The organism is Corallococcus sp. AB011P, from assembly GCF_003611605.1.
GTDB lineage: Bacteria > Myxococcota > Myxococcia > Myxococcales > Myxococcaceae > Corallococcus > Corallococcus coralloides.
This window is the reverse complement of record NZ_RAVX01000024.1, coordinates 44600-57547: the sequence shown is the minus strand read 5'-3', so window position 1 is coordinate 57547 and position 12948 is coordinate 44600. Positions and strand designations below refer to the sequence as shown.

Here is a 12948-nt window from a genome sequence, read left to right as displayed (position 1 = left end):
AGGAGGCATGCGATGCGGAGAGCACTGGGAGTGGGGGCCCTGGGGTTGATGCTGATGGCGGGCTGCGCGGCGGAGACGAAGCTGCGGCCCATGCCGGAAGCGGGAGTCCTCCAGGGAGGCAAGAGCAGCGCCATCAAGGAACAGGAGGGTGTGCGGCTCACGGCGGACGGCTCGGCGTGGAAGGGCTCCCCATCCGACCTGGAGCGGCGTGTCACCCCCGTCTACGTCCGGCTGGAGAACAATGGGGACCGCCCGCTCCGCCTCCAGTACAAGGACTTCGCGCTGGTGGGCCAGGAGTCGCGCTTCCGCTACAGCGCGCTGCCGCCCCTGGCGCTGCGGCAGGCCACGTCCTCGAATGATTCGGAGGCGCCCGCGCGCATCAGCCCGGTGATGTACCCCGGGGGCAGGGCGTGGGCGGGCGGCGGCTACGGCTACGGGCCCTGGCGCGGCGGCTGGGGACCGGGCTGGTACGGCGGGCCCTGGGGCTGGGGCAGCTCCTTCTACGGCGCGCCGTACTACTACGAGCCGCCGCTGCCCACCGAGGACATGCTCAACAACGCACTGCCCGAGGGCACGCTGGAGCCCGGCGGCACGCAGGAGGGCTTCCTCTACTTCCAGGGCGTGGCCCACCGCGAGAACGCGGTGACGCTCCAGCTGAAGCTGGTGGACGCGGAATCAGGGGAGCCTTTTGGTTCGATGGGCATCCCCTTCCAGGTGAGCACGAAGTAGCTAGTGCAGCAGCGTGCTGGGCGGCGCGTAGGGAGAGCGCCCCCCGTCGTGCGCCAGGTCGAGCAGCGGTGCTTCCTCCGGCTGCCCCAGCGCGCGCCGCACGTCCGCGCCCTTCAGGGGCAGGCCCATCAGCGGCCCCAACGGGAACAAGTCCAGCGCGCCGGTCAGGAGCGGCAGCAGGCCCGTCAGCGCCACCATCGCGCCCCGGGGCGTGCCCGTGCCCAGCCCGCCCAGGACCATGCCCGTGCCCGCCAGAATCCGAATCCACCGTCCGTTGCGCGAATTGATGAAGCCGACCATGAACACCTCCCCACGCCGAAGATGAACACGCGGCAGGGAGCGACCATGGCCGGTGTCCACCCGGCGACCCTCCCCGCCCGGGGCCCGCCCGCCCGCTCGCCGCCCGGGGAGCCAGCGGGGGGACGCCCGCGCGGGCATACTGCGGCCCCGTGAGCGAGACCGAAGCGAAGGCCCCCCCTCACCCCGGTGACCCGCAGGCGGCCCTGGCCGCGTGGCGGGAAGCGGTGGGTGAAGCGCACGTCATCCTGGATCCGGAAGCGCTGGAGGCCGCCCAGACGGCCACCTTCGCCACCACCCAGCGCATCCCCGCCATCGTGCGGCCGGCGGACACGGCGCAGGTGCAGGCGTGCCTGCGCATCGCGACCGCGCACCGCGTGCCGGTGTACCCGGTGAGCGCCGGCCGCAACTGGGGCTACGGTTCGCGCGTGCCTCCCGGCGACGGCAGCGTGCTGCTGGACCTGGGGCGCATGAACCGCATCCTCGCGCACGACGAACAGCTCGCGTACCTCACCGTGGAGCCCGGCGTGACGTTCCGCCAGGCCTACGAGTACCTGCGCGACAAGGGCTCCTCCACGTTCATCACCACCATCGGCGGATCACCGGACGCGAGCATGGTGGGCAACGCGCTGGAGCGCGGCGACGGGGCCGGCCCCAACGCGGACATCTTCCAGAACGTGTGCGCGCTGGAGGCCGTGCTCCCCACGGGCGAGCGCGTGGAGACGGGCCACGCGCGCTTCCCTGGCGCCCGCTCCGCCCCCGTCTTCCGCTGGGGCCTGGGCCCGGTGCTGGACGGCCTCTTCAGCCAGTCGTCACTGGGCGTGGTGACACGGATGACGTTCTGGCTGGCGCGCAAGCAGCCCTGGCTGCGCGACTTCTTCTGCGCCGTGAACGACGACGCCCAGCTCTGGGACATGGTGGACCGGCTCCAGGCCCTGGCCCTGGACGGCACGCTCAAGGGCAGCTTCTTCTTCTGGAACGACATCAAGGCGTACAGCATCACCCAGCAATTCCCCTACCCCTCCGTGGGCCGGGCACCGCTGCCGGACTGGGCCCGCGAGAAGCTGCGCGAGGGCTTTGGCCGCTGGGCCATCAGCGGCACCCTCATCGCCCCGGACGCGGAGCTGGGCGCCCTGCTGGAGAAGCGGCTCGCGCGCGCCGTGGAAGGCGCCTTCCGCCCCCTGTCCTTCGGGCCGGTGGCCCCGTTTGGCGAAGGCACGCTCCAGGGAGTCCCCACCGAAACCAACCTCGCCATGGCCTACTGGCGCAAGCGCACCCCCAAGCCGGAGGACCCGCACCCGGACCGGGACCGCTGCGGCTTCATCTGGTGCTCCGTCGCCGTCCCCTTCACCGGCCCGGAGGCGAAGCGCGCCACGGACATCGCCGACCGCGTCCCCCGCCTCTTCGGGTTCGAACCCAACCTGGCGCTCCTCGCCCACTCCCCGCGCTGCGTCTACCTGGTCACCGCGCTCGCCTATGACCGGGACGTCCGCGGCGAGGACGCCCGCGCCCAGGCCTGCTACCGCGCCCTCACCCGCGAACTGGCGGACGCCGGGTACCACCTGACCCGAGCCGGACTCCAGGCGCAGGACGCCGCACCGCCCGTGCGGGACGACTCCGCGGAGGTGCGCAAGCGGCTGAAGTTGGCGTTCGATCCCGAGGGAATCCTGGCTCCCGGGAGATCCGAACCCTGAGGGCTCGGGCGGATCAGAAAGAAAAAAGAGGAGCGGAAACTTTCTCGGGTGGGCGCTCGATACTCTCTCAAGTCACAAGATTTCCCACCGCGCTTTGCGCCCGCCGGAGCACCCTCTTCCATGGCCATCGAGACCAACCGCTACCGCCCCGTGTTCCGGAACCCCGCGAAGCCCACTCCGGCCAACGGGATGCAGACGCGCCGTGAGGTCCAGGCTCACACGGAGAACCGGGCGCAGGGCGAGGCGACCCTCGATCTGACCCGCGGCGCGAAGGGCAACCGCGTCACCACCAGCAACAAGGCCAACCCCAACACCACGGCGGACATCCAGAAGCAGCTGGAGACCAGCCGCTTCGACAAGACGGTGGCCCAGGGTGAGTGGAACAAGAACTGGACCGCGGCCTCCGGCTCCCACACCTCCGGTGACGTGAACGGCAACTTCCACAACACGGTGGAAGGCCAGGTGCTGACGGCGGACGTGGCCGCGCAGGGCAGCGTCTCCATCGACCCGCTGCACGGCAAGATTGGCGCCGAGGGCTCCGTGGACGTGCGCGCCGACCTGGTGCGCGGCTCCGTGGAAGGCCACGCGGACACCGCGCTGGGCCGCTCCGAGTGGGGCGCCGAGGGCAACGTGGGCGCCGAGGCGACCGCCACGGGCCAGGTGGTGCTGGATCCGCTGCACGGCCAGGCCGCCGCCTCCGTTCACGGTGAGGCGTTCGCCGGCGCCCGCGCCAGCGCGGAGGTCACCCAGGAGATTGGGCCCGCGACCGTCACGGCCGGCGCGGAGGCCTTCGCCGGCATCGGCGTGGAGTTCGAGGCCAACGTCGGCCTGAAGGACGGCAAGCTGTCCGCCAACTTCGACGTGGGCGCGGCGCTGGGCATCGGCGCCAGCCTGGAGTTCGGCTTCTCCGTCGACGTGGGCAAGGTCGGCGACGCCGCCAAGGCCGCCGTCGAGGGCGTGGGCAACGCGGTGCAGAACGTCGGCGAGGGCATCAAGAACGTCGGCGAGGGCATCAAGAACGTCGGTGAGGGCATCAAGGACGTGCTGACCAAGTGGTAGCGGCGGGCCGCCTCCGGCCGCCTCCCACCTGAAGCTCTTCCCAGGGCCTCGTCCATCCGGGCGAGGCCCTTCCTTTTTCCCCGTTGCTCGACAGCCCCCGCCCCCTGGGGGACACTTTCCATCATGAACTCTCTGGAAACCCTCCTCGCGCAGGGTCAGGTGACCCAGGCCAAGGCCGAGGCCGAGAAGCTCCTCGCGAAGAACCCCAACCACCGCGACGCGCTGGTGGTGATGGCCAAGCTGGCCCTGGTGGAGAACAAGGTGCCCCAGGCGGAGGGCCTGCTCGCCAAGGCGGAGGCCCAGGGTGCCACGGCGGAGACCGGCCTCGTGCGCGCGAACATCGCCGCCCAGAAGGGCCAGCTCGACGCCGCCCTCAAGGCCTACCAGGGCGTGCTCGCGGTGGAGCCGAACCGCGCCGAGGCTCACTTCGGCAAGGGCATGATGCTGATCAAACAGGACAAGGCGCCCCAGGCGCTGGAGGCCCTGTCCCAGGCCGCGAAGCTGGCGCCCCAGAACCCGGTGTTCCGTTACCGCCTGGGCCAGGTGCAGCTGGAGGCCGGCCAGACGGACGCCGGCCTCGCCACGCTGCGCGAGGTCCTCACGCTGGCGCCGCGCTTCGTGCCCGCGTACCTGAGCCTGTCGCACGCGCTGTCCGCCCAGGACAAGCTGGTGGACGCGCGCAAGGTGCTGGAGCAGGGCCTCAAGGCGGTGCCCTACCAGCCGCGCCTGCTCGCGTCCGTGACGGTGCTGTCCATGGCGCTGCGCGACCTGCGCACGTCCTACGAGGCGGCCTCCGCGCTCGCGGCCCAGCGCCCGAAGGACGCGGATGCCCAGGCGAACCTGGCGCAGCTGATGCTCGCGCGCGGTCAAGTCGAGCAGGCCCGCTACGTGTGCCAGACCATGGCGTCGCAGGGCGTCGCCAGCGAGTCGCTGAAGATGGCGGAGGCCACCTGCTTCGAGTCGCAGGAGCCGCCCGCGTACGACAAGGCCATCGCCGCGTACGAGCAGGGCATGGGTCTGGCGCCGGACGGCTGGCGCGCGGCGAACAACCTGGGCCAGCTGCTCCTGCGTGTCCCCACGGAGCCGGCGAACACCCACCTGCCGCGCGCGGTGACGGTGCTGGAGGAGGCCGTGCGCCGCGCCCCGGACCGCCCGGAGCCGCTGCTCAACCTGGCGCTCGCGCAGGCGCGCCTGGGCCAGGAGCAGAAGGCGAAGGAGCTGGTGCAGAAGGTGCTCGCCATGCCGCTGGCGGAGGACACCGACCTGCACGAGGAGGCCGTGCGCCTCTCGAAGACGCTGTCCAAGGCCTGAAGAAGGCCGGACGGACGGCCCGCGCTACTCGTTGAAGTCGAGCGTGGGCACGTCCTCGTCGCCGGTCGCCGACTGGTACACGTGCCAGGCGGCGGCCAGGTCCTGGAAGGGCAGGCCCACCCCGGCGAACACCGTCACCTGGTCCTGGGACGTGCGCCCGGGCTTGAGGCCCGCGAGGACCTCGCCCAGCTCCGCGTGGATGGCGGCCTCCGTGAGCCCCACCGCGCCCGCCGCGCCGGTGGAGACGCTCAAGCCGCGGTGGTCGCAGACGAACAGCGATTGCTCGAGCAGGTCCTGGGACAGCTCCGCCTTGCCCGGCTCGTCCGCGCCCAGCGCGGTGATGTGCGTGCCCGGCCGCACCATGCCCGCGTGCAGGAAGGGCTGGTGGCTCCACGTCGCCGTCACCACGATGTCCGCGTCCGCTACGGCGTCCGCCACGGACGTCTCCACGCGCACGGGCAGGTTCAGCTCCTGGTACATGCGCTGCGCGTAGGCGTTCGCGTGCGCGATGTTCGTGTCGTAGACGCACACCTGGCTGAGCGTGCGCACCAGCCGCAGCTGCTTGAGCTGGAGCACGCCCTGTCTGCCGGCGCCAATCACCGCCACGCGCGTGGCGTCCGGCCGGGCCAGCACGTCCGCGGCCAGCGCGCCCACCACGCCGGTGCGCACGGCGGTGAGGTGGCCGGAGTCCATCACCGCGAGCAGCCCTCCCGTCACCAGGTCGTGCAGGTGCACCACGCCCTGGATGGCGGGCTTCTGGGCCGGGAACTTCGCGTGCACCTTCACCGTGTACGCGGGGATGCCGGGCACGCAGCCGGGGAAGAGCACCATCGCGGTGCCCACCGAGTGCAGCGGCGCCCGCACGCGCTGCGGGGCCACCGTGCGGGCCAGGACGTCGGTACGGAAGGCCTCGCGCAGGTCGTCCAGGAGCAGGAGCGCCTGGATGTTGCGGGCCACGGCGGAGCGGTTGAGCAGGAGGGTGCGCATGCTTTGACGGCCACCCTACCCGAGCGTGCGCATGCCCTGGGGCGCGAACGTCCCCAGGGCCAGCCGAGCGCACGAAGGTGAACGGCGCGCCGGGCGGTGCGTCCGGGGCCCGGCCCGGAACTGGCGGCCGAGGGCTCGTGGCGAGCCCCCATCCGCCACGGGGGCGAAGCGCGCCGGGAGCACCATGCGCAGACTTTCCGCGAGGGGCGGCGCAACCGGGCGAGGGCCCGGGGAGACGGGCGATGCAGGAGCCGGATTCACACTCCGTGGACGAGGATGCGCGCGGCGGCCCCCGCCCGTCCGCGGCGGAGTTCCTGCGCGCGAATCACGACGCGCTGCTGACGGACTGGCAGCAGGCCGTGTTCGAGCACCTGGGCCGGACGGACTCCGCCCGCCCTCCCTGGCTCATCGACCACATGCCGGAGCTGCTCACCGCGCTGGCGGACGCGATGGAGCTGGGGCCGGAGGCGCTGGACGAACGCCTGGAGGCGGCGCACGCGGCGGCCCGGCTGGACGCGGGCTTCAACCTGGGCGAGGTGGCCCAGGAGTACGCGCTCCTGCGCCGCTGCATCCTCCACCGGCTGGAGGCGCGGGAGCAGCGGCTGCGGCCCGGGGACCTCACACGGCTGGAGGAGACGCTCGACCGGGTGGTCACCCGGACGATGACGTTCTTCTGGGACATGAAGCAGCGCATCCTCCAGACGCTGGACCGCATGTCCGAGGCGACGCTGGACGACCCGGACATGGAGACGCTCCTGGAGCGCCTGCTCACCCGGCTGATGGAGTCCGCGCTCACCGTGGACACGGCGGCGGTGATGCTGCTGGAGGACGACGCGCTGGTGGTGCGCGCCTCGGTGGGCCTGAGCACGGACGAGGTGAAGGGCCTGCGCGTGCCGGTGGGCCAGGGCGTGAGCGGGCTGGCGGCGCTGGAGCGGCGGCCCTTCTTCGTCCGCTCGGCCGCCACGGACCCGCGCGTCCTCTTCGGGCCGCTGCGCCGCGCGGGGCTGCGCGCGCTGTACGGCCTGCCGCTCATGGACGGCGAGCGGCTGTTGGGCATGGCGTACATGGGCTCGCGCACGGCCTTCGCCTTCTCCGACGCGGACGTGCTGCTCTTCCACGCCGTCGCGGAGCGGTCGTCCGCGCACATCGCCCAGACGGAGCTGCACGCGCGCGAGCACGAGGCACGCCAGGAGGCCGAGCGGTCGCTGGCGCTGCTGGACTCGCTGCTGGAGGCGGCGCCCGTGGGCATCGCGTTCCTGGACCCGGAACTGCGCTACCTGCGCATCAACGGCACGCTGGCGCGGCTCAACAACAAGCCCGTGGAGGACCACCGGGGCCGCACGCTGCACGAGATGGTCCGCATCGGCGCAGTGGCCCCCATCGAGCGCGCGCTGCGGCAGGTGCTGGACACCGGGCGGCCCGTGCAGGACGTGCTCCTCGAAGGGCCGGATCCAGTGCGGGGCCGCGCGGGAATCTGGCGCGCGGACTACTTCCCGGTGCGCACCTCGGACGGCGTGCTGCTCGGCGTGGGCTCCACGGTGGTGGACATCACCGACCACAAGCGCGCGGAGACCGCGCTCCAGCAGGCCATCGACTTCCGCGAGGAGCTCATCGCGGTCCTGGGCCACGACCTGCGCAACCCGCTGCACGCGGTGAACGCGTCGGCGTTCATGCTGGGGAAGGTCCCGGCGCTGGACACGACGGCGCGCCGGTCCGTGGACCGCATCCGCAAGGCCACAGCGCGGATGACGCGGATGATCAACGACATCCTCGACTTCGCGCGCAGCCGCCTGGGCGGAGGCATCCCGGTGACGCGCCAGCACGTGAACATGGAGGAGCTGTGCCAGGGCATGCTGGAGGAGCTCCAGGTGGTCTACCCGGAGCGGCCCCTCGTGCTGGAGGTGCACGGGGATGACCTGTGGGGGGACTGGGACCCGGACCGGGTGACGCAGGTGCTGGGCAATCTGGTGGTGAACGCGCTGCAACACGCGAAGAGCGACACGCCCGTCGTCACCACGCTCACCAGCGAGGCCAAGGACGTGGTGATGCGCGTGTGCAACGAGGGGGACCCCATCCCGCCGGAGCTGCTGCCGCACCTGTTCGACCCGTTCAAGCAGTCGAGCGTTCCGAAGGCGGGCAACAAGCACCGCAGCCTGGGGCTGGGGCTCTACATCGTGAGTGAGATCGTCCAGGTGCACCGGGGCAGCGTCCGAGTGGAGACCGCCGCCGGGGACGGCACGGCCTTCACCGTGCGCTGGCCCCGCATCCCCCCGCCCCTGGGCTACCTGACGCCGTGAGCCGCCGTCACGGCGCGGCCTTCACCTCGGACGCGGGCGCGATGGCCAGCGTGTGCACGGCCTCCGCGAGCATGCGCGTGCCCAGGTCCAGCGTCTCCAGCGCGATGGATTCATCCGGGGCGTGGCCGGTGTAGGGCTCGTTGGGGAACGCGGGCCCGAAGTCCACGGCGCGAGGAAAGAGCCGCGCGTAGGTGCCGCCGCGGATGGAGCCCGGCACCGCGTCCGGCGCCTTGCGCTGCCGCTGGTAGATGTCCATCAGCGTCTTCACCAGCGGGCCGGACGTGTCCGCCACGTGCGGGTCGCCCAGGTAGCGGCCGGCGCCCTCCTTCACCTGGCCCCCGGAGTCCTCGCCCACGCGCTTCGTGGCGGCGTCCAGCGACGCGTTGAAGGCCGCCGCGTCCTGGCCCTGCGGCCGGCGCATGTTGACGCCCAGGGACACGGTGCCGTCCTTCACGCGCAGCACGGTGGGCGCCACGAGCAGCGGGCCCATCAGCGCGTCCTGGTACTTCAGGCCCAGCTTCTCGCCGTGGTGGTCGCCGTCGAAGCGCTTCGCCACCACGCGCAGCAGCGCCGCGATGCCGTTGTCCTCCAATGACAGCCGCGAGGCCACGGCGGACACGTCCCAGAGCGCGTTGTGGCCCTCGTCCGCGACGGACGAGTGCACCGCCACGCCATGGGTGGTGAGCACCACCGTATTGCCCTCGCGCTTCGCGTCGGCCTTCAGGTCCTTGCGCGAGGAGGATTCCTGGGCGATGGCGGCCTTCACGGCGGCGAGCACCGTCTCCGGCGTCTGGCCCTTCACGGGCGCGAGCTTCAGCGTGGCGGTGCCGGGCACCTGGGTGAGGAACTCGCCCGCGCTCACGTCCACGGCGCGCGCGACGGTGCCCTCCTTCGGCGTGGCGAGGGCCGCGCCCACGAGCGCCTCCAGCGTCCACGCGACGAAGCCGGACTGCGCGGCCATCACCGGGTAGCCGGAGTCCACGGAGATGACGTGCGTGGGCTTGGGCTGCGTGTCCGCGTAGTTCTTCATGCCGGACCAGTCGCTCTCCTCGCCGTTGCCGATGATGATCAGCACCTTGCCTTGCGGCTTGAGGCCCAGGTCCTTCGCCATGGCCAGCGCGACGAGCCCGGAGGCGATGGGGCCCTTGTCGTCCTCCACGCCGCGGCCGTACAGGCGGCCCTTCTCCACCACCGGCTTGAAGGGCGCGCGCTTCCACTCATGGGCGGGCGCGGGGACGACGTCGCCGTGGAACACGAGCCCCAGCAGCGGCTCGCCCTCGCCCCAGGACAGTTCGAAGACGTCGTTCTCTCCCACGGTGCGGAAGCCGAAGCCGTGCTGCTTCGCCCACGCCTCCAGGGCGCGGCCCATGGCGGCCACCTCCGGGTTCTTCGCGGCGGGGGCTTCGCTGCTCACCGTCTTGAAGCGGACGAGCGTCTGCGTGAGGGCCACCACGTCATCCAGTGCACACGCCTGGACGTAGGCGGCGTAACGCTCCGCGGCGGAGGCGCCCTTCAAGGCGGTGTCGGAGAAGCGGGCGGCGCGGGCGGCGGGCTTGCCGGCGCAGCGCGGGTCCTTGGCCGCGAGGGCGGCGGTGGGGGCCAGGAGACAGAGGGCGGCGAGGAGGCGGGTGCGCATGGGAGGCCTGGGGAACCGTCGGGGGGACGGGGCATTCCTGGTGGGAGGGCGGGTGGGCGGGCGTGCGCCGGGCGTGAAAATGGGAAGGCTCGGGGCTAAAGCTAGAGCATGTTCTTCACGTCCCCGAAGAAGTCGAGGCTCCCCACTCCGCAGGAGGCGCTGCCGGGCCGTCCGCAGGAGATGCCGGTTCCGCAGAAGCACACCGTGTTGGGCACCCCGCTGAAGGGGCCGGTGCCGGAGGGCTTTGAGACGGCCGTCTTCGGCATGGGCTGCTTCTGGGGGGTGGAGCGCAAGTTCTGGCAGGTGCCGGGCGTGTACTCCACCGCGGTGGGCTACGCGGGCGGGCTGACGCCGAACCCCACGTACGAAGAGGTCTGCTCCGGGCTCACCGGCCACAACGAAGTGGTGCGCGTGGTGTTCGACCCGGCGAAGGTCACGTACGCGCAGCTGTTGAAGGTGTTCTGGGAGAACCACGACCCGACACAGGGCATGCGCCAGGGCAACGACGCGGGCACGCAGTACCGCTCCGGCATCTACTTCGCGAACGACGCGCAGAAGCGCGCCGCGGAGGAGACGCGGCAGGCGTATCAGGCCGCGCTCAACGCGAAGGGCCTGGGCGACATCACCACGGAGGTCCTGCCCGCGCCGGCCTTCTATTACGCCGAGGATTACCACCAGCAGTATCTGCAGAAGAACCCGGGGGGTTATTGCGGCGTCGGTGGCACCGGCGTGAGCTGCCCGATTGGCGTCGGCGTCAGCGCGTGACACTCGCGCGCACGACGTGAAACACGCGTGCGGAGCGGATCCACCGCCACGGGTTCCGCTCCGCGGGCACTCTGTACGGGAGAAGGGAATCCTTTAAAATCGCGTCCGTCATGCACACGACGGATGAGCCTTCCCGACGCGAGTTCTTGGAGCGGTACCTGCGTGATTCCCAGGTCGCCGCGACGCTGATCAACCCCGGCTCGGACATGCCCACGGTGCCGCTGGCGGCAGCGGCGCTGGGCGTGACACCCGCGCAGATCGTCAAGACCATCGTCTTCGAGGGGAAGAAGGACGCGTCCCGCGCGTGTCTGGCCATCGCGCCCGGCGACATCCGCATCGCCACCGCGAAGGTGGCCGCCGCGCTCCAGCTCACGCAGCTCAAGCTGGCCAGCGCGCAGACGGTGCTGCGGCTGACGGGCTACGCCGTCGGCGGCGTTCCTCCGGTGGGGCACGCGACGCCGCTGCCCGTGGTCATCGACTCGCGCGTGCTCCCGTACGACGTCGTCTTCGGTGGCGGCGGGGATGATCAGCACATGCTGCGCATCTCGCCGCGGGACATCCAGCGGCTCACCGGCGCGGTGGTGGCTGACATCGCCGCGGAGGACGCAGCGGCTTCCCCGGTGGACGCACGATGAGCGCGCAGACCCTGGGCCGCGTTTCGCTGCCGCCCCACCCCGTCCTCTTCCGGCTGTTCTACGAACCGGGCTTCGCGGACGACCAGCGCACGGTGCTGCCGCACCTGTTGCGCATCGACGCGGCCCACCTGGTGATGCTCGCCCACCGGGGCATCCTCCCCGCGGAGACCGTGGCGCGCCTGCTGTCCGTCAACCGCGACCTGCGGCTGCGCTCGGACGCGGGTGAGACCGTGTTCGAGACGCCCGCGTCGCACCGCGGCCTCTATCTCACGTACGAGAACGAATACATCCACCGGCTGGGAGGCGAGGTCGGCGGATCCGCGCACGTGGCCCGCAGCCGCAACGACATCAACGCCACCGTGACGCGGATGCGGCTGCGCACGGAGCTGCTGGGCGTGCTCGCCGGCTGCGAGTCCCTGTCGCGCACGCTGAGCACGCAGGCGCACGCGCACGCGCGCACGGTGATGAGCTCCTTCACCCACCAGCAGCCCGCGCAGCCCTCCACGTTCGGCCACTACCTGACGGCGGTGCTGTCGGAGTTCGTCCGGGGCACCACGTGGCTCGCCGCCAGCTACGGCACGGTGAACCGCAGCCCCATGGGCGCAGCGGCCGGAGGGGGCACGTCGTTCCCCATCGACCCGCACGAGGTCGCGCGGCTGCTGGGCTTCTCCGCGCCGGTGCACAACTCGGCGGACGCCGTCGGCTCGCGGGACTTCGTCATCCAGGTGCTCGGGCCCCTGGCGCTCATGGGCACCACGCTTACGCGGCTGGCCAACGACCTGCAGGCCTGGGGCAGCCTGGCCTACGGCTTCCTCGACTGGCCGGATGACCTGGTGAGCACCAGCTCCATCATGCCGCAGAAGCGCAACGCCTTCGTCCTGGAGCACATCCGCGGACAGGCGGTGCACCCCACCGGCGCGCTGATGAACGCCTTGATGGGCCTGAAGAACACGCCCTTCACCAACAGCGTGGAGGTCAGCGGTGAAGTCTCCGCGCACCTGTGGCCCGCGCTCCGGGGCATCAGCAAGGCGCTCCAGCTGATGGACCTGCTGCTCCAGCACGTGCGCGTCCGCCCGGAGGCCATGCGCTCCTTCCTGGTTCACGCGGACACGACAATGACCGCGGTCGCGGACCACCTGGTCGCGCGGCACGGGCTCGCGTTCCGCACGGCCCACGACGTGGTGGCCCGGCTCGTGGCGCGCAGGACGGGCGACGCGCCCCTCACCGCCGCCGATGCCCGGCGCGAGCTGGAGGCGCTGCTGCTCGAAGTCACCTCGCGCGCATTCACGCTCGACGAGGCGGAGCTGGCGCGCGCGCTGGAGCCCGCCACCTGCGTGGAGGCGTCCGCTTATGGCGGAGGTCCCGCGCCCGCCTCCGTCCTGGTCCAGCTCGCCGCGCTGGAGGACCCGGGCCTCACCGCCTCCCTCCATGGCTGGCGCGTCGAACAGGAAGACGCGCGCGGACGGCTGGACCACGCCGTCACCGCGCTCCTCACCGCCTCCGGATTTCCGACCCCCTAACCCTGCCCGTCCTCTCGC

Annotated in this window: 11 protein-coding genes; 8 read left to right on the top strand and 3 right to left on the bottom strand. The window is 71.8% G+C overall.

Annotated elements, in window-relative coordinates; all coding sequences use genetic code 11:
* Positions 1 to 12: 12 nt before the first annotated feature.
* Positions 13 to 729 carry a hypothetical protein gene (locus D7X30_RS36035; RefSeq protein ID WP_233592015.1) on the top strand — a complete coding sequence of 239 codons (717 nt, stop codon included), beginning with the start codon at positions 13 to 15 and terminating at the stop codon, positions 727 to 729.
* Here the strand turns inward: D7X30_RS36035 and D7X30_RS36030 are convergent, their stop codons facing one another.
* Positions 730 to 1029: a hypothetical protein gene (locus tag D7X30_RS36030; protein ID WP_199724643.1), complete on the bottom strand. Its 300-nt coding sequence runs from the start codon at positions 1027 to 1029 to the stop codon at positions 730 to 732.
* A gap of 149 nt (positions 1030 to 1178) precedes the next feature.
* On the opposite strand from D7X30_RS36030, the gene D7X30_RS36025 reads away from it, so the two are divergent.
* The 3 genes from D7X30_RS36025 to D7X30_RS36015 all read left to right on the top strand — a co-directional run bounded on the left by D7X30_RS36025 (position 1179) and on the right by D7X30_RS36015 (position 5090).
* Positions 1179 to 2720, top strand: coding sequence for an FAD-binding oxidoreductase (locus D7X30_RS36025; RefSeq protein WP_120567503.1), 1542 nt, complete (start codon positions 1179 to 1181; stop codon positions 2718 to 2720).
* 120 nt (positions 2721 to 2840) lie between these two features.
* A complete protein-coding gene (locus D7X30_RS36020; RefSeq protein ID WP_120567502.1) occupies positions 2841 to 3779 on the top strand; it encodes a hypothetical protein in 939 nt (312 codons plus the stop codon).
* Between the two features lie 123 nt (positions 3780 to 3902).
* The gene (locus tag D7X30_RS36015) at positions 3903 to 5090 is read left to right on the top strand and encodes a tetratricopeptide repeat protein (protein ID WP_120567501.1); all 1188 of its coding nucleotides are present in this window, start codon (positions 3903 to 3905) and stop codon (positions 5088 to 5090) included.
* Positions 5091 to 5114: 24 nt separating this feature from the next.
* Here the strand turns inward: D7X30_RS36015 and D7X30_RS36010 are convergent, their stop codons facing one another.
* A complete protein-coding gene (locus tag D7X30_RS36010; RefSeq protein ID WP_120567500.1) occupies positions 5115 to 6077 on the bottom strand; it encodes an ornithine cyclodeaminase family protein in 963 nt (320 codons plus the stop codon).
* A 242-nt stretch (positions 6078 to 6319) separates the two neighbouring features.
* Between D7X30_RS36010 and D7X30_RS36005 the strand changes: the two genes are divergently transcribed.
* Positions 6320 to 8374: an ATP-binding protein gene (locus tag D7X30_RS36005; protein WP_120567499.1), complete on the top strand. Its 2055-nt coding sequence runs from the start codon at positions 6320 to 6322 to the stop codon at positions 8372 to 8374.
* Positions 8375 to 8381: 7 nt separating this feature from the next.
* Here D7X30_RS36005 and D7X30_RS36000 read toward each other — a convergent pair whose 3' ends face one another.
* Positions 8382 to 10010, bottom strand: coding sequence for a Sapep family Mn(2+)-dependent dipeptidase (locus D7X30_RS36000; protein ID WP_120567498.1), 1629 nt, complete (start codon positions 10008 to 10010; stop codon positions 8382 to 8384).
* Positions 10011 to 10118: 108 nt separating this feature from the next.
* On the opposite strand from D7X30_RS36000, the gene msrA reads away from it, so the two are divergent.
* From msrA to argH, 3 genes are all read left to right on the top strand, one after another.
* Entirely contained in the window at positions 10119 to 10775 is a 657-nt protein-coding gene (gene msrA, locus D7X30_RS35995; RefSeq protein WP_120567497.1) for a peptide-methionine (S)-S-oxide reductase MsrA, read from the top strand.
* A gap of 110 nt (positions 10776 to 10885) precedes the next feature.
* Positions 10886 to 11410 carry an aminoacyl-tRNA deacylase gene (locus D7X30_RS35990; RefSeq protein ID WP_233592014.1) on the top strand — a complete coding sequence of 175 codons (525 nt, stop codon included), beginning with the start codon at positions 10886 to 10888 and terminating at the stop codon, positions 11408 to 11410.
* Positions 11407 to 12930 carry an argininosuccinate lyase gene (gene argH, locus D7X30_RS35985; protein ID WP_233592012.1) on the top strand — a complete coding sequence of 508 codons (1524 nt, stop codon included), beginning with the start codon at positions 11407 to 11409 and terminating at the stop codon, positions 12928 to 12930. Before D7X30_RS35990 ends, argH begins: the two co-directional genes overlap by 4 nt.
* Positions 12931 to 12948: the final 18 nt, after the last annotated feature.